Origin of the sequence: Micromonospora thermarum (genome assembly GCF_012034245.1) — a bacterium.
Lineage (GTDB): Bacteria > Actinomycetota > Actinomycetes > Mycobacteriales > Micromonosporaceae > Micromonospora > Micromonospora thermarum.
On the sequence record NZ_JAATEO010000003.1, the window covers coordinates 94,028 to 113,620 of the forward strand.

Consider the following 19,593-nt stretch of genomic DNA (forward strand, 5'->3'; position numbering starts at 1 on the left):
GGAGGGCCCCTTCCTCGCACCCGCTACGGAGAGCGCTCCGGCAGGCGCAGCAGGGGGCCGCGCCCGGGTGGCTGCTCCGGGGTGGGGCCGGACACCTCGAGCTGGGGGATCGGCACGGTCACCGGTTCGGCGCGGGTGAGCTGGATCCGCTCCCCGTGGTGACGCAGGTCCATCGTGTCGTCGGATTCGCCGTCACGCAGGGTGTACGTGGTCTGGTGCGGCCGCACGTCGACCCGCAGCCGCATCCCCCGCCACTGGAGGGAGAACTCCAGGCGGCTCAGCCGGCTGGAGAGCCGGGGCGCGAACGAGAGCATGCCGTCGTGGTCGCGCAGCCCGCCGAACCCGGCGATCAGGGCGATCCACGCGCCCGCCAGGGACGCCATGTGCACGCCGTCCCGGGTGTTCTCGTTCAGGTCGTGCAGGTCCATCAGCGCGGCCTCGCGCAGGTACAGGTGCGCCAGCTCGGGGTAGCCCACCTCGGCCGCGAGCACCGCCTGGGTGCACGCCGACAGCGACGAGTCCCGGACCGTGCGGCGCTCGTAGTACAAGAAGTTCCGCAGCTTCTGGTCCGGGGTGAACGCGTCCCCCCGCCAGTGCATCGCGAGCACCAGGTCGGACTGCTTGACCACCTGCTTGCGGTACAGGTCGAAGTACGGGTAGTGCAGCAGCAGCGGGTACTTCTCGGCCGGCGTCTCCGCGAACTCCCACTCCTGGAGCCGGGTGAAACCCTCCACCTGCTCGTGGACGTCGATCTCCTCGTCGTACGGGATGTGCATGGAGGCCGCCGCGTCCCGCCAGGCGGCCGCCTCCTCGTCGGTGACGCCGAGGTGGAACGCCTCGTCCCGGTACCGCATCACCGCGTCCGCCGCGCTGATCAGGTTCCGCTGGGCCATCAGGTTGGTGTAGATGTTGTCGTTCTTGACGGCCGTGTACTCGTCCGGGCCGGTCACCCCGTCGATGTGGAACTGGCCGTGCCGGTCGTGGTGGCCCAGTGACCGCCACAGTCGCGCGGTCTCCACGAGCAGTTCCAGGCCGATCTCCCGCTCCACGTCGGTGTCACAGGTGGCCAGCACGTACCGGCGTACCGCGTCGGCGACGTCGGCGGCGATGTGGAACGCGGCCGTGCCGGCCGGCCAGTACCCGGACGACTCCGGCCCCTCGATGGTCCGCCACGGGAAGGCCGCGCCCTTCAGGTTGAGCGTACGGGCCCGCTCGTGCGCGGCCGCGAGGGTGCGGTGCCGCCAGTAGAGGGCGTCGCGCACCGCGGGTGGATGGGTGTACGTGAGCACGGGCAGCACGAACATCTCGGTGTCCCAGAAGGCGTGTCCGTCGTACCCCGGGCCGGTGAGGCCCTTGGCGGCGATCGGCCGGCGTTCCGCCCGGGCACCGGCCTGGAGCACGTGGAAGAGCCCGAAGCGGACCGCCTGCTGCACCTCCGGGTCGCCCTCCACGAGCACGTCGGCGGACTTCCAGAAATCGTCGAGGTACTCGCGCTGCTCGCGCAGCAGACCCTCCCAGCCGTCCAGGCGGGCGGCGGCGAGCGCCGCACCGACCTGGTCGCGCAACGCCGGCAGCGACCGGCGGCTCGACCACCCGTACACCAGGTACTTGACGACCCGCAGCGTCTCGCCGGGCTTGAGCACGCAGGCGATGGTGGTACGTACCCAGTCCTCGTACCCCTCGGACTCGACGGTGGTCCGCGCCTCGGTCTGCACCTCGTGGTCCATAGCGGCGGCGACCCGCAGCCCGGAGACCTTGGTGCGGTGGATGAGCAGGCCGCCGTCGTCCGTGGTCAGCTCCTCCTCGGCGAGCAGCGGCGACTCCAGCACCGCCGCGACGCGCGGGTCCTTGCTCTGCGGAGGCAGCGTCTCGTTGGCCACCAGCTCCGACTGGATGATCAGGCGCAGCGGCTTGTCGTCGGCGACCTCCACCTCGTAGTTGATGGCGGCGGCCGCCCGCTGCCGGAACGACACCAGCCGGGTGCTGCGGACCCGCACCTCCCGGCCGGCCGGCGAGCGCCAGTGCACGGACCGGTGCAGCGTCCCGTCCCGCATGTCGAGCACCCGCTCGTGGGAGAGGAGTTCGCCGTAGCGCACGTCGAGCGGCTCGTCGTCGACGAGCAGCCGGATGAGCTTGCCGTTGGTGACGTTGACGACCGTCTGGCCGGACTCCGGGAAGCCGAAGCCGGCCTCCGCGTACGGCAGCGGACGCAGCTCGTAGAACGAGTTCAGGTACGTCCCGGGCAGGCCGTGCGGCTCCCCCTCGTCCAGGTTGCCGCGCAGCCCGACGTGCCCGTTGGACAGGGCGAAGACCGACTCGGACTGGGCCAGCACGTCCATGTCGAGGCGGGTCTCCCGCACGTGCCACGGCTCGACCGGATACGCCCGTTCCCGGATCACGCGCCGGTCTCCCGGTCCCGCACGATCGGCCCGCGGTCCATCCGGCTCGACTCCCGCGCCAGCGCGGTCGACTCGCGTCCCGGCCCGGCCGATTCGGCGTCGAGCAGCTCGGCCAGGTCGCGGACCACCACGTCGGCGCCGTTCGCCCGCAGCTCGTCGGCCTGGCCCACCCGGTCGACGCCGACCACGTACCCGAATCCGCCGGCCCGCCCCGCGGCGACCCCGGCGAGGGCGTCCTCGAAGACCGCCGCGTCGGCCGGCTCCGCGCCGAGCAGCCGCGCGCCGGCGAGGAAGGTGTCCGGCTCAGGCTTGCCGCGCAGCCCCTCGGCGCGGGCGACCAGGCCGTCGACCCGTACCTCCAGCAGGGATTCCAAGCCGGCCGCCGCGACCACTTCGCGCCCGTTGGCGCTCGCCGTAACGACCGCGCGGCGCAGGCCGGCGGCGGTCGCCGCCTTCAGGTACGCCACCGAGCCGGGGTAGACGTCGACCCCGGAGGTACGCAGCGTCTCGAGCAGCAGCACGTTCTTGCGGTTGCCGACGCCGTGCACCGTGTCGGCACCCGGGGGGTCGCCCGGCTCTCCCTCGGGCAGCCCGATGCCGCGCGAGGCGAGGAACGTGCGCACCCCGTCGTAGCGGGGCCGGCCGTCGACGTAGCGGTTGTAGTCGTCGCCCGGATCGAACGGCCGGAACGGCTCGCCGGTGGCCGCCGCGCGACGGCGCAGGAACTCGTCGAACGTGGCGGTCCAGGCGGCGTTGTGGACGCGGGCGGTCTGCGTGAGCACACCGTCCAGATCGAAGAGACAGGCGGTCACGTGAGCAGGCAGGCCCAGCACGGTACGAATCTATCCACACCCTGGTGGCGGCAAACCCGGTTCCGCCGAAGCCGACGCGTGCCGCTGGCTGGTCGCGCGGTTCTAGGCGCTGCCGAAGTCGGGGACGGTCAACGAGCCGTCCTCCGCCAGTGTGAAGCCCGGGTTGTACGCGATCTCCCAGACGTGCCCGTCCGGGTCGCTGAAGCAGCCCGCGTACCCGCCGTAGAACGTCTCCCGGGCCGGGTCGTCCACCCGCGACTCAGTGCGGGCGCAGCGTCCAGACGACGGTCATCTCGCCGGTCACCTTGCCCTCCTCGGTGGCGATCTCGACGGGCACCGGGAACTCCGGCCGCTGGCCGGCCTCCAGCTCCGCGAGCACCTCGGCGGCCGGGCGGCCGAGCCGCGCGGTCGCGCGCACCGGACCCATGGCCAGCTTCCGGTACGCGATGTCGGCGCTCACGGCGAGCGGCGTGGCCCGGTCGAGCAGGTGCCCGAACGCGGCCATGACGACGGCGCCGGAGGCGGTCTCGCCGAGGGTGAACATGGCGCCGGCGTGCGGCCCGCCGACGTGGTTGTGGGTGGCCGGCGAGTCGGGCAGCCGGACGACCGCCCGCACCCCGCCGTCGGCCTCGGGGGCCACCTCGACGAATTCGAAGCCGAGCGTTCGGGCGAACGGGACGGCCTCGAGCATGGCGGTCGCCACCAGGCGAGAGTCGATCGTCATGCCCGTACGTTACCCGTGAGTAACTTCCGGGGTAAGGCCCAGGTACACCCTCAGCGCCAGCCGACGTCGATGCGGTCGCCGCGCTCGTCGAAGAAGTGCAGCGCGTCCATCCGGACCGACACGGCGAGCGGGTGCCCCGGCGACACGGCCGGGTACGGGGCCAGCCGGACCGCCAGCTCGGCCGGGCGGCGGTGGTGCCGGCCCGGGTCGGGGAGCACGCTCGTCCGGGTGCCGGCCGCCGACGCCACCTCGTCGTCCGACGCCGGCTCCCCCGCGCGGCCGGTGATGCGCTGCACCACCTGGTTGAACCGGCGCAGGCCGCGCTCACCGGGAACCGGTTGGTCGACCGGGGTGCCCATCTCGTCCACCACCACCGCGGTGGCGCCGATGTCGAGGAAGGCGAGCGACTCGTGGCCGTGGTGCTCCAGGTAGCGGATCCGGCCGTACAGGACGTCGCCCTGGGTGTCCGGGGTGACCGGCGTCAGCGCCTCGGCCCGCATACCGATTACGATCCGCTCGCCGTGGTAGTGGGCGACCGCACGGGTGCGGATGTCGTCCCACGGCAGGTAGAGCGCCTGCTCCCCGAGGGTGAGCGTGACGTACCGGTCGAGGTGCACGTAGACGGAGGCCTCCAGCAGGTTCATCCGGGGGCTGCCGAGGAAGGCGGCGACGTAGAGGGTGGCCGGGCGGCCGTACACCTGGGTGGGCGTGCCGACGTCCTGGAGGACGCCCTTGCGCATGATGGCGACCCGGTCGGCCATGGTCAGCGCCTCGGCCTGGTCGTGGGTGACGTAGATCGTGGTGACGCCCAGCTCGCGGGTCAGGCCGGAGATCTCCGCCCGCAGCTCGGCGCGCAGGCCGCTGTCGAGGTTGGACAACGGCTCGTCCATGAGGAACAGGCCGGGCCGGCGCACGATCGCGCGGCCCATCGCCACCCGCTGCCGCTGGCCGCCGGAGAGCTGGCCGGGCCGGCGGGCCAGGACGTCGCTGATGCCGAGCGCGCCCGCCACGTCGGCGACCCGCTCAGCCCGCCGGTCCGGTTCGACGCCGGCCAGCCGGAGCGGGAAGGCGATGTTGTCGCCGACCGTCATGTGCGGGTAGAGGGCGAAGTCCTGGAAGACCATCGCCGCTCCGCGCTCGCGCGGTGGCAGGTCGTTGGCCAGTTCCCCGCCGAGCAGCACCGCGCCGGAGGTCGGGGTCTCCAGGCCGGCGACCATCCGCAGGACGGTCGACTTGCCGCAACCCGACGGCCCCAGCAGCACCATGAACTCGCCGTCGTTGACGTCCAGGTTCACTCTGTCGACGGCAGGGGTGCCGTCCTTGAAGACCTTGGTCACATCCTTGAGCGCGACGGTGGTCACCGTCTCCTCCCCCAGCTCGGTCGGCCGAACCCGAATGACTGTGACGAAGACCACCCCGATCGCACATCGGGTGAACGTGCCATGTTTCACCCGTGACAGTCCTATTACGCGCCATCGAGCCAAGACAATGCGGCAATCCGGACACCCGGCACGTCACCGGGGTCCACGAGGGTCCGATCAGCAGGCCGGGACGTGCCCCGGCGGCTCGCCGAGGAACACCCGCCGCACCACCCGTTCGGCCGCGTGGCCGTCGTCGACCCGGCAGAAGCGGTCACGGAACCGCCGCCGCGCCTCCTCCGCCTCCGGGCCGCGTACCGCGCCGGAGCGGAACACGTCGAGCAGGGCGTCGAGGTCCGTCGCCACCGCCCCCGGCGGCTCGGCCGTCACGTCGAAGTAGACGCCCCGCGCCAACCGGTACGCCTCCCAGTCGGGGGCGTAGACGACGATCGGCCGGTCCAGGACGGCGTAGTCGAACATGGCCGACGAGTAGTCGGTGACCAGCACGTCGGCGGCGAGGTAGAGGTCCTCGACGCGCGGGTGGCCGCTGACGTCGCGTACCCGTTCACGGGTCACCGCGCGCAGCGCCCGGCGCTCCCGGTCGTGGAAGTAGTGGCTGCGCATGAGCAGGCGGCCGGTCGGGCCGAGCGCGGCGAGGACCCGGTCCGGGTCGAACGGCGGCCGGTAGCCCGGAAGGTGCTCGCGGTGCGTCGGCGCGTACAGGACCACCTGCTCGCCGACGCCGAGGCCCAGTTCCGCGCGGATCCGCAGCACGTCCTCGGCGGTGGCGGTGACCAGCCGGTCGTTGCGCGGGTAGCCGACCTCCAGCGTCGTGTACGCGGCCGGGTACGCCCGCTCCCACATCTGGGTGGAGAAGCTGTTCGAGGTGATGCTGAAGTCCCACCGGTCCACGCGACGCAACAGCCCGGCGAAGTCCATCCCCACCGCTCCGACCGGGTGCCGCTGCTGGTCCAGCCCCATCACCTTGACCGGGGTGCCGTGGTGGGTCTGCACGTGGACCGTGCCCGGGCGCTTGCGGACGAAGTCCGGGAAGTTGACGTTGTTGACCAGCCAGCGCGCCCGCGCCAGCACCCGGTGCTCGGCGGGGGTGCCCGCCACCACGTACTCGACCCCGTCGGGCATGGCCGATGCCCGGTCCCGCCGGACGATCCACACCCCACGGACGTCCGGTGCGAGCCGGCGGGCCGCCTCGTAGATCGCCGCCGGGTTGCAGGCGTAGCCGCGGTACCAGTAGGCGGCGTACACGGCGAGCGTCGGGTCGACCGGCCGGCGCAGTTCCGCCTGGTAGTACCCGCGCAGCGCGATGTCCCGGGCCAGTCGGGCGCTCCGGCGTACCACCGGGGCGGCGCGCCGGGCCCGCCGCTCGGCCACCTCCCGCGCCTGGTACGCGGTCCGCAGCGCGCTGTACGTCCGCCACCGCCCCTCGGCGACCAGCCGGTGCTTGAGCCCCTCCACCCCGCCCGGGACCGGGTACCCCTGCGGTGGCCGCCAGCGGGTGCAGTCGGCGGTGATCTGGGCGAAGAAGCGCGGTCGCAGTTCCGGGGCGGTCCGCTCCCCGTTGCCGAGCACCGTCAGGTAGTGCCAGATCATCCGCTCGAAGAGGACCGGTCGCAGGTCGTCGGCCTCCGGCCCCCACTCGTCCAGGCGCCGGAACACCCGGTGCCATTGCGTGAAGACCTCGAAGTGCCGGTCGCCCCTCGTCCGGGTGATCGCGCCCGCGCGGCGCTGGCGGTAGTTCACGCAGATCCGGTCCAGCACGCCGATCCGCTCGGCGAGCAGGAGCGCGGGGTAGGTGAACGAGACGTCCTCGTACCAGCCGGGCGCGAAGCGCAGCCCGTGGTCGAGCAGGAATCCCCGCCGCAGCACCTTGTTCCACGCGGTGTGCAGCAGGTGGACCGCCTCGGGCCGCTCGCGCAGCCGGAACGTCTCCGCACCGGGCGCCTCCGGGAACACGTCGAGCATCCCGCTGCGGGTGGTGCTCCCGTTCCACCAGGCCCGGACGTGGTCGACCACGAGCACGTCGGGACGGGTGGCGCGCAGCCGCTCGGCCACCTCGGTGAGGCATTCCGGCGCGAGCCAGTCGTCGCCGTCGACGAACCACACGTACTCGCCGGCGGCCCGGTCCAGCCCCGCGTTGCGGGCCGGACCGAGCCCGACGTTCGCCGGCAGCCGGAGCGCGCGCACCCGCGCGTCGCGGGCCGCGTACTCGGCGAGGATCTCGCCGCTGCCGTCCGGGGAGCAGTCGTCGACGCCGATCACCTCGATGCCGGTCGCCGACTGCCCGAGGATCGAGTCCAGGCATTCGCGCAGGTAGCCCTGCACGCGGTAGGCCGGGACCACGAAACTGATCAGTGTCACCCCGGCCGTCCCTCCGTCAGCCCGGCCCGCCACCTCCGGCCCGGACCGGCCCGGCCGTCGGCCGCGCGACACGGCCGGGCAGGACCACCCACGCCAGAGCAACGCTTGCCACGAACAACACGAGAAGGTACAGACCGAGTGTAACCATCCCGATCTCGGCAATTCCGGCGATCGCCGCGAGGGCCAGCACCACCGAGCGCCCCTCCCAGCCCAGCGTGGCGGCGCGCAGCGGCGGCGCTACCTTGCGCTTCTCCAGCCGGGCGGTCAGGTCGTAGTGGTGCAGGGTCAGCACGAAGACGTACCCGAAGATCACCCAGGCCGGCACGTCGCCGAGCACGCCGACCGCGATGGCGAACAGGTACTCGGCCGCCCGGAGCGCCGCCGGCACCAGCCAGTCCAGGGCCGCGCCGTGCGGCGCGCGGCCGCCGAGACCTGCGACCAGCAAAACCGCCAGGGCCACCACCACCGACCACCGCGGCGGATCGACGGTGAGGGCCGCCAGCAGCAACACCGCCGCCGCGAGCGCGGCCAGCATCGCCAGCACCAGCGGGCGGCGGACCACCGGCAGGGCCCGGGCGAGGGGCCCGTCGTCGCGGTGCAGGGTGGCGTCGACCGTGTCGAGGACCCCCACCCGCATCGAGCGGGAGCGCAGGGTCCGCAGCGCACCGGTGTACGCGAACGCCAGCACCCCCCACGTCAGCACCGCGATCAGCGCGGCCCGCTGGTCGAACAGCGCCGCGACGACCGCGACGAGCGCCCACCGCTCACCGATCGGGAAGACGACCGTCCGCTTCAGCCAGTACGTGACCGAACCGGTGTCCGCCTGCACCCGGTTGGAGGCGGCGCTGAGCCGGTCACCGATCCCGCCACCGCCACCCGCGGCGGCCTTCGGGCGGCGGGCCGCCTCGTCGTGCAGCGCCCCGTACCAGGTGTCGGTCATGTGCCGCACGGTCTGGAGGGTCATCGCGGCGATGGCGAGGGCCCAGCCGTACCGGAAGCCCGCCTGGGTCGCGCCGTAGCCGAGGCCGGCGTAGACCACGTACTCCTTGGCCCGGTCGGCCATCGTGTCGAGCCAGCCGCCCCAGGCGCTGAACGTGCGGGTGTAGCGGGCGAGCTGACCGTCCACACAGTCCAGCACGAAGCCCAGGTAGAGCAGCACCGCGCCGGTGACCAGCGCCGGCCGGCCGCCCGCGCCGAAGAGCACGGCCGCCGCCACCGCGAAGGCCACCGAGATCATCGTGACCGTGGTGGGACTGAGGCGCAGCCGCGCGGCGGCCTTCGTCACGTACGGGGACCAGGTGCTGACGAAGAACGTGGTGAAGAAGTCGTCCCGCTCCTTCACGGACAGCCGCAGCTCCGCCCGGTCCTCGTCCACCGAAGCCACGGCCGCCTCGGCGGCGGCCAGTTCGGCGGCGTCGCCGACCCGGTGCGCGACGAGCAGGCGTACCCGGTGGGCGAAGGTCAGCGTGCCGCCGGCCGCGAGGTCGGCGAAGAGCCGGTCCACGGCGGGCCCGCCGACCACGGTGCCGCCGGCCGGCGCGGGACCGACCGGCACCACCCCGGCGGCGACCGACCGCGCGGCGGCGGCGAGGGCCGGCAGGTCGGCGGTGCCGACCCGCAGCGCCCCGCCGAACGTCCCGGTGGCACCGTCCACCTCGTCGGGGGCCCCGGCGGCGACGATCTGGCCACGGTCCTCGCGCACGGCGGTACGGCCGCGCGCGGGCGGGTCGGTGAGCACCAGCGCCACGGTCGGCCCGACCGGGCTGGTGGCGAGGTGCCGCAGGACGGCGGTGTGCGCGACCAGGTCGGCCCCGGCGAGGAGCACCGGTTCGGTGGTCGCCTCGACCAGGTCGGCCAGCTCACGCAGGTCGCCGACGACGTGGACCTCGTCGGCTCCGGCGCGGCGGCACTGCGCCGCCAGTCGTTCGCCGAGAGCCCCGCCGGCCGGCGCGTCGGCGGTCAGCACGATCGCGAGCGTCACCGCGCCACCGCCCGGTGGTACGCGGCCAGCGCCTCGTCGATCGTCCCGTCGACGCTCATCCGGCCGGCGTCGAGGTAGAACCCGCGACGGCAGAACCGGGTCAGATCCTGTTCGTTGTGTGACACCAGCACCAGAGTGCGCCCCTCCCCGAGCAGACGTTCGATCGTCGCATAGCACTTCCGGCGGAACTCCGCGTCCCCGACCGCGGTCACCTCGTCCATGAGCAGGATCGGGTGCGGCAGGTGAGAGATGATCGCGAAACCGAGCCGGACCTTCATTCCGGACGAGTAGTGCCGCACCGAGGTGTCGATGGCCCGCTCGACCTGCTCCCCGGCGAACGTCACGATCTCGTCGAAGTGGCGGCGCAGGTAGCGCGCCGACAGGCCGTGCAGGCCACCGACCAAGTACAGGTTCTCCCGGCCGGTCAGCTCGCTGGAGAAGCCCGCGGACAGTTCCAGCAGCGGCGCGACGTCACCCCGGACGGTGATCCGCCCCTCGTCGGGGATGAGCACGCCGGCGATCAGCCGCAGCAGGGTGCTCTTGCCGGTGCCGTTGCGGCCGATCACGCCGACCGTGTCGCCGGCCTCGATCGAGAAGGACAGGTCACGCAGCGGCCAGAACCGGCCGTCCGAGATGCCGCCGCGCCGGCCCCGGTGGATGACGAGGTCCCGGAGCCGCAGCTGGCGTCGGCGGTTGCGGACGAACTGGATGCCCAGCCCGTCCGCCTCGATGATCGGGGCGGGCATTCACAGTTCCTTCAGCACGGCCGGTTCGAGGCGGCGGAACGTCCACCACCCGGCGGCGAGCACGAGAAGGCTACCGGCGACGGTGGTGGCGAGCAGTCGGGCGTCGGGGAACTCGGCCGGGTACCACACCGCGTGGTGCAGTTGGAAGATGCCGACCAGCGGGTTCAGCTCGTACGCGACCTTCACCCAGCCGGGCAGGCCGGAATCGCGGACGAGACTGAGCGGGTAGATGATCGGCGTGGCGTAGAAGAGCACCCGCACGGCCAGCCGCATGAACCGCTCGACGTCGCGCATCAGCACGTTGGCCGCGGAGAGCAGCAGCGCCAGCCCGACGAGCAGCACGCCCTGGACGGTCACGGCCAGCGGCAGGGCGAGCACCGACCATCCGAGGTGGATCCGGTCCGCCACCGCGTACGCCACCGCCACCCCGACCAGGATGGGCAGGCCGGCCGCGTACTCGGCGACCCGGCCGACGACCCGGCCGATCGGGAAGACCTGGCGGGGGATGTTCATCGTGGTGATCAGTCGGGACTGGCCGGTCAGCGCGTTGGTCGCCTCGCCGATCGCCGAGCTGGTCCAGCTCCAGGCGAAGACCCCGGTGATCAGGAACAGCGGGTACGAGTCAGCCGCCTCGCCCAGGTGGCGGGTGGTGTCCCGGGCGTACAGCACGCCGAACACGAACCAGTAGATGGCGCCGGTGCCGAGCGGCTCGATCAGCGACCAGAGGTACCCCAGCACCGACTGCTGGTACTTCACCGCCAGGTCGCGGCGGACGAGGATGCGCAGCGCGTCGCGGTGCGACCAGAGCGCGCCCACGCCAGAACTCACCGCCGCCTCCCGCCCGCGAGACGGACGGGGCTCAGCACTCGATCACGTTGACGGCCAGGCCGCCCCGTGCCGTCTCCTTGTACTTGACCTTCATGTCGGCCCCGGTCTCGCGCATGGTCTTGATGACCTTGTCGAGCGAGACGTGGTGCACCCCGTCGCCCCGCAGCGCGAGCCGGGCGGCAGTGATCGCCTTGATGCTAGCCACCGCGTTCCGCTCGATGCACGGGATCTGCACCAGGCCGCCGACCGGGTCGCAGGTCAGGCCGAGGTTGTGCTCCATGCCGATCTCGGCCGCGTTCTCCACCTGCTCCGGTGTGCCGCCCAGGGCCTCCGCGAGCCCGGCCGCCGCCATCGAGCAGGCGGAGCCCACCTCGCCCTGGCAGCCGACCTCCGCACCGGAGATCGAGGCGTTCTCCTTGAACAGCACGCCGATCGCGCCCGCCGCCAGCAGGAACCGCACCACCCCGTCCTCGGAGGCGCCCGGCACGAACCGGTCGTAGTAGTGCAGCACCGCCGGGATGATGCCGGCCGCGCCGTTGGTGGGTGCGGTGACGACGCGGCCGCCGCCCGCGTTCTCCTCGTTGACCGCGAGGGCGAACAGGGTCACCCAGTCCATCGCCCGCAGCGGGTCCGCCGCCCCCCGGCCCGCCGCGCCCGCCGCCGACCGCACCGGGTCCGCGTCGGCCATGAGACCGCGGTACAGCTCGGCCGCGCGCCGCCGGACCTTCAACCCACCCGGGAGTACGCCGTCCCGCTCGCAGCCGCGTGCCACGCACTCGCGCATCACCCGCCAGATCTCCAGCAGGCCCGCCCGCACCTCCCGCTCGCTGCGCCAGGACAGCTCGTTGGCGAGCATCACCTCGCTGATCGACAGTCCGGTCGCCCGGGTCACCGCGAGCAGCTCCGCACCGGTGGAGAACGGGTGCCGCACGGCGGTGCTGTCCGGCTTGATCCGGTCGGCTCCGGCGGCCGCCTCGTCGACGACGAACCCGCCGCCGACCGAGTAGTACGTCCGGGCCCGCAGCTCCGCGCCCGTGCCGTCGTAGGCGGCGAAGGTCATCCCGTTCGGGTGGTACGGCAGCGCCCGGCGGCGGTGGAGCACCAGGTCCCGGTCCGGGTCGAAGTCGATCTCGTGGGCGTCGAGCAGCGCGATCCGCCGCTCGGCGTGGATCCGGGCGACCCGCGGCTCCACGCTGTCGGTGTCCACCGTCTCGGGGGCCTCGCCGGCCAGCCCGAGCAGCACCGCCCGGTCGCTGCCGTGGCCGTGCCCGGTGGCGCCCAGGGAGCCGAACAGCTCCGCGCGGATCCGTACGGTGTCGGCGAGCAGCCCGTCCGCCTTCAGCCCGGTGACGAAGGTCCGGGCGGCGCGCATCGGCCCGACCGTGTGCGAGCTGGACGGCCCGATGCCGACGCTGAAGAGGTCGAAGACGCTGATCATGGCTGTACTTCCTCGCCGCCGCACCCCGTCGTGCGGGCTCCCGCTCGGTGGTGGCCGCGCGGTCCGGTCGACCGTCGGCGGGGCAACCGTGGGTGGGCTGCCCGACCCGCCAGCCTACCCGCCCAGGTCAGCCTCCACCCGGCGACGCCCGCCGCCGCGCATGATCACGCTCGATCCATGAAGCAGTGGTATTGCGGTGCCTCGGAGGGGACTACATCCAGGATCGAGCGCGATCTTGACCGGCCGGGGGAGCGTTCAGGTCAGGGGCATCGGGTCACCGGCGCGCGGGTATGCACCTACGGGTCAGCGGGCCGCCGATCCTCCTCGGGACCGAGGGCGCGGTGGTGCCCCCTTCCTACCGTTGACTCAGAGGCGGCGGAACGCCGCAGAGTGGGAGTACGACGATGAGTCGCAGACTGGTCCGGCCCCGTCAGGGGCGCATGATCGCCGGCGTGTGCGCCGGCCTGGCGCAGCGGTTCGGTTGGTCGGCCGGGTTCGTCCGGCTGCTGTTCCTGCTGTCCCTGCTGCTGCCCGGCACCCAGGTGATCGTCTACGCGATCCTCTGGATCCTGATGCCGAACGAGGACCGCTACGTCACCACCTACTGATCCCCGCCCCGACACCGGCGCCCGCCCCGTTCTCCCGGGGCGGGCGCGGTCGTCCAGAGGGTCAGGGGGCCGTGTACGTCACGGTGACGCGCTCGTAGCCGAGGGAGCGGAGCAGGCCCTCCAGCATCTTGCGGGTGTTCTCCTCGGCGCGCTGGGTCAGGCCGCTGTCCCGAGCGGCGGCGGTGATCCGCTCCTCGGCGAGCTGGTAGACCTGCTGCTGCCGGTTGGGATCCCCCTCGACAAGGTCGCCGATCCGGTTGAGCAGCCCGCGCTCCTCGGCGAAGACGTAGCTCTTCTCCAGGTCGAGGTTGGTCTTCGCGAGCTGCGGCGCGGGCAGGGTGATCTCGACCGACTTGCCGTCGGCGGACTCGACGATCGCACCCTCGGAGATCTTCGCGAAGTCGACGTACGCCTCGACGCTGCCCGCACCGACGAAGAGCGTGCGCTGGTTGAGCAGCCAGTCCGGGACGTTGCGCCGGTCGTTCTGGAGGTCGACCACGACCTGGAAGTTGCCCTCGGCGGCGACGTAGCGGCTCAGATCCTGGATCGACTTGAGCAGCGCGGGCTGGCTGCGGTCGGTCTGCTCCTTGGCGAACGGGTTGCGGAACTCGGGCAGGATGCCGGTGGCCTGCACACCGAGCAGCACCACCACCGTCAGCGCCGCCGCGCCGAGCACCAGCAGCAGGCGGTGGACCGGCCCGCCGCCCGAGGTGGGCGCTGGCGGCTCCGGTGCGTCGTCGGACCGGGCCTTCAGCGTGTCGGTGGTCGGGTAGCCCGGAAACTCCCGGGTGGGCTGGTTGATGTCACCGTCGCGCGCCATCGCCCTCACCGTCCTCCTCAGACATCGTCTGAGAATGACGTTACGGCCCTCGTACGACACCCGCGCGGCGAGCGACCCGATCGGGTGACGGCCCGGGTCAGGCGAACGCGGAGATGCCGGTCAGCTTCTGCCCGACGACCAGCTGGTGGATCTCCGACGTGCCCTCGTACGTCAGCACGCTCTCCAGGTTGTTGGCGTGCCGCATCACCGGGTACTCGCCGGACACGCCGTTCGCGCCGAGGATCGTGCGGCACTGCCGGGCGATCGCGAGCGCCTCCCGGACGTTGTTGAGCTTGCCGACGCTGACCTGCTCGGGCCGCAGCCGCCCGGCGTCGGCGAGCCGGCCCAGGTGCAGCGCCAGCAGGTACCCCTTGTTCCACTCGACGGCCATGTCGGCGAGCTTCGCCTGGGTGAGCTGGAACGCGGCGAGCGGCTTGCCGAACTGGGTGCGGCTGGTCGCATACCCCAGGGCGGTCTCCAGGCACTCGCGGGCCGCACCGAGCGCGCCCCAGACGATGCCGTGCCGGGCCTCGGTGAGGCAGCTCAGCGGGGCCTTCAACCCGGTCGCCCCGGGCAGTTGCGCGTCCGCCGGGAGCCGCACGTCGTCGAGGGAGACCTCGCCGGTCACCGACGCGCGCAGCGACATCTTCCGCCGGATCTCCCGCGCCGTCACCCCGGGCGTGTCCATGGGTACGGCGAAGCCGCGTACCCCCTCGTCGGTGCGCGCCCAGATGACCGCGACGTCCGCGACCGGCGCGTTGGTGATCCACATCTTGGTGCCGTGCAGCACCCAGTCGTCGCCGTCGCGGCGGGCCCGGGTGGCCATCGACGCCGGGTCGGAGCCGTGGTCCGGCTCGGTCAGCCCGAAGCACCCGATCGCCTCGCCGGCCGCCATCGCGGGCAGCCAGCGCTGCTTCTGCTCCTCGCTGCCGTAGCGCCAGATCGCGTACATGGCGAGCGACCCCTGCACCGACACCAGGGACCGGACACCAGAGTCGCCGGCCTCCAGCTCCAGGCAGGCGAGGCCGTACGCGACGGCCGACGAGCCGGCGCAGCCGTACCCGGTCAGGTGCATCCCGAGCAGGCCGAGCTTGCCGAACTCGCGGGCCAGCTCGCGGGCGGGCGCGTGGCCCTCCTCGTACCAGCCGGCGACGTGCGGGCGGACCCGGTCGTCGACGAGCTGGCGCACGACGGCGCGGATCTGGCGCTCCTCCTCGCTGAGCGACGAGTCGATGTCGAGCAGGTCGAGAGGGGTCATGGTGGCCACCTTAACGAAGGCTCACTCCACCGCCTCGGAGAGCACGAGCACCCGGGCGTGGATCTGGTTGCGCTGCTGCAACGCGGCCCGCAGCGCGCGGTGCAGGCCGTCCTCCAGATAGAGACCGCCGTTCCACTGCACCACGTGCGGGAAGAGGTCCCCGTAGAAGGTCGAGTCCTCGGCGAGCAGCTTGTCGAGCGCCAGCTCGCGCTTGGTGGTGATCAACTGGTCCAGCCGCAGCGGGCGCGGAGGGATCTCGGCCCACTGCTTGAGCGTCAGGTTGTGTTCGGGGTAGGGACGCCCGTCCCGGACCGCTCTGAAGATCACGACGGCACGCTCCCCTCCCCCTGACCGGGCCGACCCCCACGACACCGGGCCGGGTCGCGGCGCGGCACCGCGACCAGCGGCACCGATGACCGTGCCAGCCTAGCCCGCCACGTCACGCCGCGTTCTGCTCCCTGATGTCAGTTTCCCTCCCGTGCCGTCCGCTTCTCAACCGGACGAATCAGGCGAGCCGGTCGACCCCCACCGGCCACGGTGGACCACTTCCTCGACCGGGCGGCGTCCACGACGCAGGGATGGTGACCGATGGTCGGGAGCACGGTAACCGATCGTGATCGCGCCGACCGGCTCGTACTCCGCCGGCACCCCGAACGTGGACCGGAAGTCGTCGAGGCGGTGCGGCGGGATGCCGAAGAAGCACGCCCCCAGACCCTCGTCGACGGCGGTCAGCAGCATCAGCAGCGCGGCGAAGCCGGTGTCGATGTACCAGTACGGCACCGGCCAGCGCTCGGTCGAGCGGTCCGCCCAGCCCTTGTCCGGCTCCGCGTACCGGTCGAGGTACGCCGACCGGTTCGCGTGCGGGACGATGATCAGCGGTGCCCGCCGCATGCCGCTCAGCCAGCGGTCCCGGCCGCCGCCGCCCGGCGTGGCCGCCGTCCAGAACCGCTCCCGGTCCTCATCGCTCTCCAGCACCAGGAAGCCCCAGCCCTGGGAGAACCCGGCCGACGGCGCCCGGATCGCGTGGTCGAGCAGGCGCTCCACCACCTCGGGCGGGACCGGCCGGTCCGGGTCGTAGTTGCGGACCATCCGGCGCCGCCGGACCACCTCGCCGAACTCCACGCCGTCCCGCCTCTCACGCACCGGGCCGGATGCCCCAGACACCCCGCCAGGTGTCACCGGGCTTCAGTGTGATCAGGTCCCGGCCGGAGCGAAACGCGTCCGGCGGGCAGGTCATCGGCTCGATTGCCACCGACCGCCGGTACCGCTCCCCGGTCAGCGAGTCGCCGGTGAAGACCTGCCACCAGCCGAACTGGTGGTCCGCCCAGATCCGTACGCCGGCCGAGCCGTCCGGGGCGGCCAGGTCGACCGCCGAGCCGCCGTCGTCGCCCCGGATCACGTCGCCGAACGTGTGGTCGAGGGTCGCCCGGCCGATGCGGCGCCCGCCGGTCCAGTCGCAGTCGGTGCCGGTCACCGGTGTCACGGCGATCGGCAGCAGCCGCGCGTCCACCTGCAGGCGGCTGCGAGCCGGCAGCCGCATCGTCAGGTCGTCGACCGCCACACCGGGCAGTTGCAGGTACGGGTGCACCGCGAACCCGAACGGCGCCGGCTCGACATCGGTGTTGGTCACCTCGTGCTCGGCGCGCAGCCCGTCCGGGCCGACGCTCCACCGGGTGCGCAGTCGCAACGACCAGGGGTAGCCGGGGGTCGGCGGCAGCTCGTACCCGACGGTGACCGCGTCGGCCGACTGCTCCAGCAGCCGCCACGGCACCCAGTTGACCAGCCCGTGGATCGCCACGTCCCGCGCCGGCTCGCTGATCGACAGCTGGAGGTGCCGGTCGCCGAAGGTGTACCGCCCGTCCCGGATCCGGTTCGGCCACGGCGCGAGCACCTGCCCGGCGCAGCCGGGGCACAGTTCGTCGGCCGCGTACCCGTCGAGGAGGTCCACGCCGTCGTGCCGGTACGTCCGGATCCCGCCGCCCACCTCGACGATGACGGCCTCGTGGCCGGCGGCGGCGATGGTCCACTGCGCGCCGGAGGGGGGACGCTGCTCGGGGGTGTCCATGCCCGGACCTTAACCGGTCAACTGCGCTCGCCGCTCGACGCGGCCGCCGCCCGGTAGCGGACCAGGGCGGGGAACGCGACCGCCAGCCCGAGCGCGAGCACGGCGGAGAGCAGGCCGCCGCCGACCCAGGCCACCCCGGTGCCGAGGCCCGCCGCCGTCGTACCCGCCCGCAGGTCGCCCAGACGCGGGCCGCCCGCCACGACCACGGTGTTCACGCCCTGGAGCCGGCCCCGCATCCGGTCCGGCGCGTAGACCAGCAGCATCGACTGGCGCAGCACCGCGCTCACCAGGTCGGCGGCACCGGCCACCACGAGCAGCAGGACCATCAGCCAGAGCTGCCGGGCCAGCCCCGCCGCGGCGATGGCCAGCCCCCAGCCCACCACCGCCACCACCAGGCCGAGCCCCTGTCGGCGCATCCGGCCGATCCAGCCGGACGTGAGGCCGCCGACCATCGCGCCGATCGCGATGGCGCTGAAGAGCCAGCCGACCGCCGCGCCGCCGCCGAACCGCTCCTGCGCCACCTCCGGGAACAACGCCCGGGGCATGGCCAGGATCATCGCGATCAGGTCGATGGCGAACGACAGCAGCAGCACCGGCGTGGTGGCGAGGTACCGGAAGCCGCCGACGATGCCGGCCAGCCCGCCGCGCCGCACCTCGCCGTCGGCCGGCGGCTCCGGGGGCATGGCGGGCAGCCGCAGCGTCGCGACGATCAGGCCGGTGAACAGGACGGCGTCCACCGCGTACGCGACCGGCAGGCCGCGTTCCGTGCCGAACGCCGCGAAGATCAGGCCGGCCGCGAGCGGGCCGACCACCGAGGCCACGGTGAAGGTGGTGTAGTTCAGCGTGGTGCCGGACGGCACCAGCTCCGGCGGCAACAGCCGGGGCAGCGTCGCGGTACGCGCCGGCGAGCTGATCGCGAACGCGATCGAGTGCACGGTGACCAGCGCCAGCAGCAGCACCGGGCTGCCGACCCCGGACAGCGCGTGCGCCAGCAGGCCGAGCATCGACGCCCAGAGCAGCGCCGACCCGCCCAGCAGCACGCGCCGGCGGTCGCGGGCGTCGGCCACCGCGCCGCCCCAGAGACCGAACACCAGCAGGGGTACGAAACCCGCGACGCCGAGCAGGCCGACCCAGAACGAGTCCTCGGTCAGCGCGAACATCTCGACCGGCACGGCGACCGCCGTGAACTGGAAGCCGAACATCGCCATCGTGTTGCCGAGCCACATCCGGCGGAACGCCGGCACCCCCAGCGGGCGCAGGTCGATCGCCCAGCGGCGCGCTCCGCGCGGCCGGGCCTCCTGCACGCCGGTCACGGTGCCAGCCGCTCGACGACCCAGCCGGCGTCCGTACGCCGGAACCGCAGCCGGTCGTGCAGCCGGCTCGCCCGCCCCTGCCAGAACTCCACGCAGTCCGGGCGGATCCGCAGCCCGCCCCAGTGCGGCGGGGCGGGGATCGGCTCGACGTCGGCGAACCGCTCCGCCGCCGCCCGGTACGCCTCGTCCAGCGCCGCGCGGTCCGGCAGCACCCGGGACTGGTCGCTGGCCCACGCGCCGAGCTGGGAGCCGCGCGGCCGGCTGGCGAAGTACGCCTCGGTCTCGGCCCGGTCGAGCCGCTCCACCCGGCCCGTCACCACCACCTGGCGCTGCATGGGGAACCAGGGGAAGACGAGGCTGGCGTACGGGTTCGCGCCCAACTCGGCGCCCTTGCGCGACCCGTAGTTCGTGAACAGGACGAAACCGTCCGGGTCGTAGCCCTTGAGCAGCACCGTCCGGCCGCTCGGCCGGCCGTCGGCGCCGGCCGTGCCGAGCACCATCGCGTTCGGTTCGGGCAGTCCCGCCGCGACCGCGTCGGCGAACCACCGGTCGAACTGCGTGTGCCAGTCACCCGCCAGGTCCGCCTCGGTCAGGCCCAGGTCCGCGGTGTACTCGTTACGCATGTCCGCCGGCGGCACTGTGTCGCCCGTCACGTCGTCTCCCCTCCCCGTCCGGCCGGTCACCGCTCTGCCGCGCAGGCCAGCCCCCATCGCACAGTCTCACCGACGCGGCCGGGCCGCGCCCGGTCCGGGATGTCGCGTGTAGCACAGCGGTCGCGGGTCGCGCACTTCCGTAACCAGCAGGCAAGATGACACGAACACATCCCTGAGGGTCGCCTAAGGCGCTCGCCCGGCTGGGCCGGGA

18 protein-coding genes are annotated in these 19,593 nt (G+C 73.1%); 1 reads left to right on the forward strand and 17 read right to left on the reverse strand.

What is annotated here, in order from left to right:
• Positions 1-23: 23 nt before the first annotated feature.
• From HCJ94_RS03800 to HCJ94_RS03845, 10 genes are all read right to left on the reverse strand, one after another.
• The gene (locus HCJ94_RS03800; protein WP_167999548.1) at positions 24-2,399 is read right to left on the reverse strand and encodes a glycoside hydrolase family 65 protein; all 2,376 of its coding nucleotides are present in this window, start codon (positions 2,397-2,399) and stop codon (positions 24-26) included.
• Positions 2,396-3,232 (reverse strand): beta-phosphoglucomutase family hydrolase, encoded by an 837-nt coding sequence (locus tag HCJ94_RS03805; protein ID WP_167999549.1) that lies wholly within the window; start codon positions 3,230-3,232, stop codon positions 2,396-2,398. The genes HCJ94_RS03800 and HCJ94_RS03805 overlap by 4 nt, the downstream gene beginning before the upstream one ends.
• Before the next feature lie 81 nt (positions 3,233-3,313).
• Positions 3,314-3,463, reverse strand: a complete 150-nt coding sequence (locus HCJ94_RS03810; protein ID WP_205800610.1) for a VOC family protein — start codon at positions 3,461-3,463, stop codon at positions 3,314-3,316.
• Positions 3,464-3,470: 7 nt separating this feature from the next.
• Entirely contained in the window at positions 3,471-3,935 is a 465-nt protein-coding gene (locus HCJ94_RS03815) for a DUF4442 domain-containing protein (protein ID WP_167999550.1), read from the reverse strand.
• A gap of 50 nt (positions 3,936-3,985) precedes the next feature.
• Positions 3,986-5,296: an ABC transporter ATP-binding protein gene (locus HCJ94_RS03820; protein WP_167999551.1), complete on the reverse strand. Its 1,311-nt coding sequence runs from the start codon at positions 5,294-5,296 to the stop codon at positions 3,986-3,988.
• Positions 5,297-5,473: 177 nt separating this feature from the next.
• The gene (locus HCJ94_RS03825; protein ID WP_167999552.1) at positions 5,474-7,672 is read right to left on the reverse strand and encodes a bifunctional glycosyltransferase/CDP-glycerol:glycerophosphate glycerophosphotransferase; all 2,199 of its coding nucleotides are present in this window, start codon (positions 7,670-7,672) and stop codon (positions 5,474-5,476) included.
• Positions 7,673-7,688: 16 nt separating this feature from the next.
• Positions 7,689-9,653, reverse strand: coding sequence for a DUF5941 domain-containing protein (locus HCJ94_RS03830; protein WP_167999553.1), 1,965 nt, complete (start codon positions 9,651-9,653; stop codon positions 7,689-7,691).
• Positions 9,650-10,399 (reverse strand): ABC transporter ATP-binding protein, encoded by a 750-nt coding sequence (locus HCJ94_RS03835; RefSeq protein WP_167999554.1) that lies wholly within the window; start codon positions 10,397-10,399, stop codon positions 9,650-9,652. Before HCJ94_RS03835 ends, HCJ94_RS03830 begins: the two co-directional genes overlap by 4 nt.
• A complete protein-coding gene (locus HCJ94_RS03840) occupies positions 10,400-11,227 on the reverse strand; it encodes an ABC transporter permease (RefSeq protein WP_167999555.1) in 828 nt (275 codons plus the stop codon).
• Positions 11,228-11,258: 31 nt separating this feature from the next.
• Positions 11,259-12,665: an L-serine ammonia-lyase gene (locus HCJ94_RS03845; RefSeq protein ID WP_167999556.1), complete on the reverse strand. Its 1,407-nt coding sequence runs from the start codon at positions 12,663-12,665 to the stop codon at positions 11,259-11,261.
• A gap of 404 nt (positions 12,666-13,069) precedes the next feature.
• Between HCJ94_RS03845 and HCJ94_RS03850 the strand changes: the two genes are divergently transcribed.
• Positions 13,070-13,273, forward strand: coding sequence for a PspC domain-containing protein (locus tag HCJ94_RS03850; RefSeq protein ID WP_155329174.1), 204 nt, complete (start codon positions 13,070-13,072; stop codon positions 13,271-13,273).
• Positions 13,274-13,334: 61 nt separating this feature from the next.
• Here the strand turns inward: HCJ94_RS03850 and HCJ94_RS03855 are convergent, their stop codons facing one another.
• The 7 genes from HCJ94_RS03855 to pdxH all read right to left on the reverse strand — a co-directional run bounded on the left by HCJ94_RS03855 (position 13,335) and on the right by pdxH (position 19,352).
• Entirely contained in the window at positions 13,335-14,093 is a 759-nt protein-coding gene (locus HCJ94_RS03855) for a DUF4230 domain-containing protein (protein WP_167999557.1), read from the reverse strand.
• Between the two features lie 97 nt (positions 14,094-14,190).
• The gene (locus tag HCJ94_RS03860) at positions 14,191-15,351 is read right to left on the reverse strand and encodes an acyl-CoA dehydrogenase family protein (RefSeq protein WP_167999558.1); all 1,161 of its coding nucleotides are present in this window, start codon (positions 15,349-15,351) and stop codon (positions 14,191-14,193) included.
• A gap of 21 nt (positions 15,352-15,372) precedes the next feature.
• A complete protein-coding gene (locus HCJ94_RS03865; RefSeq protein ID WP_091593012.1) occupies positions 15,373-15,678 on the reverse strand; it encodes a type II toxin-antitoxin system VapB family antitoxin in 306 nt (101 codons plus the stop codon).
• 165 nt (positions 15,679-15,843) lie between these two features.
• Positions 15,844-16,473: a nitroreductase family protein gene (locus tag HCJ94_RS03870; RefSeq protein ID WP_167999559.1), complete on the reverse strand. Its 630-nt coding sequence runs from the start codon at positions 16,471-16,473 to the stop codon at positions 15,844-15,846.
• Positions 16,474-16,486: 13 nt separating this feature from the next.
• Positions 16,487-17,416: an aldose 1-epimerase family protein gene (locus HCJ94_RS03875; protein ID WP_167999560.1), complete on the reverse strand. Its 930-nt coding sequence runs from the start codon at positions 17,414-17,416 to the stop codon at positions 16,487-16,489.
• Positions 17,417-17,433: 17 nt separating this feature from the next.
• Entirely contained in the window at positions 17,434-18,729 is a 1,296-nt protein-coding gene (locus HCJ94_RS03880) for an MFS transporter (RefSeq protein WP_167999561.1), read from the reverse strand.
• A complete protein-coding gene (gene pdxH, locus HCJ94_RS03885; RefSeq protein WP_240943946.1) occupies positions 18,726-19,352 on the reverse strand; it encodes a pyridoxamine 5'-phosphate oxidase in 627 nt (208 codons plus the stop codon). The genes HCJ94_RS03880 and pdxH overlap by 4 nt, the downstream gene beginning before the upstream one ends.
• Positions 19,353-19,593 lie beyond the last annotated feature (241 nt).

Coding starts and splice junctions, on each gene's coding strand:
- HCJ94_RS03855 (WP_167999557.1), bottom strand. CDS start 14,093: ATGGCGCGCGACGGTGACATCAACCAGCCCACCCGGGAGTTTCCGGGC.
- pdxH (WP_240943946.1), bottom strand. CDS start 19,352: ATGCGTAACGAGTACACCGCGGACCTGGGCCTGACCGAGGCGGACCTG.
- HCJ94_RS03815 (WP_167999550.1), bottom strand. CDS start 3,935: ATGACGATCGACTCTCGCCTGGTGGCGACCGCCATGCTCGAGGCCGTC.
- HCJ94_RS03875 (WP_167999560.1), bottom strand. CDS start 17,416: ATGGACACCCCCGAGCAGCGTCCCCCCTCCGGCGCGCAGTGGACCATC.
- HCJ94_RS03850 (WP_155329174.1), top strand. CDS start 13,070: ATGAGTCGCAGACTGGTCCGGCCCCGTCAGGGGCGCATGATCGCCGGC.
- HCJ94_RS03860 (WP_167999558.1), bottom strand. CDS start 15,351: ATGACCCCTCTCGACCTGCTCGACATCGACTCGTCGCTCAGCGAGGAG.
- HCJ94_RS03845 (WP_167999556.1), bottom strand. CDS start 12,665: ATGATCAGCGTCTTCGACCTCTTCAGCGTCGGCATCGGGCCGTCCAGC.
- HCJ94_RS03835 (WP_167999554.1), bottom strand. CDS start 10,399: ATGCCCGCCCCGATCATCGAGGCGGACGGGCTGGGCATCCAGTTCGTC.